The organism is Kitasatospora sp. SUK 42, assembly GCF_015776785.2.
Lineage (GTDB): Bacteria > Actinomycetota > Actinomycetes > Streptomycetales > Streptomycetaceae > Kitasatospora.
On sequence record NZ_LFMD02000015.1, the window covers coordinates 1 to 368 of the forward strand.

1 protein-coding gene is annotated in these 368 nt (G+C 74.2%); it reads left to right on the top strand.

The genetic code is table 11. From position 1 onward, the window contains the following. Positions 1 to 9: 9 nt before the first annotated feature. Positions 10 to 368: acyl carrier protein (locus tag RZ50_RS28120; RefSeq protein WP_305853076.1), on the top strand; the 359-nt coding region annotated here is incomplete at its 3' end.

A 368-nucleotide genomic window follows, 5' to 3' on the forward strand; every position in this document is an offset into this window, starting at 1 on the left:
GAGGAGGCGATGGCGTTGTTCGACGCCTCGCAGTTCACGGGTGAGGCGGTGCTCGGTGTCAGCCGGATCGACACGGCCGCCCTGCGGGCACGCGGCGAGGACGTCCCGACAGTGCTGAGCGCCCTCGTGCCGCCGGCCGTCCGGCGGGCGGAGACCCCGCAGCAGGGCACCTCGCTCGTGGACCGCCTGGCGGGACTGGCCCCGGTGGAGCGGGAGCGGGCGCTGACCGAACTCGTCCGTGGCCAGGTCGCGGCCGTCCTCGGCCACACCGACTCCAGCGAGGTCGCCGCCGACCGGGCGTTCCAGGAGCTCGGCTTCGACTCGCTGACCGCCGTCGAGCTGCGCAACCAGCTCAACACGGTGACCGG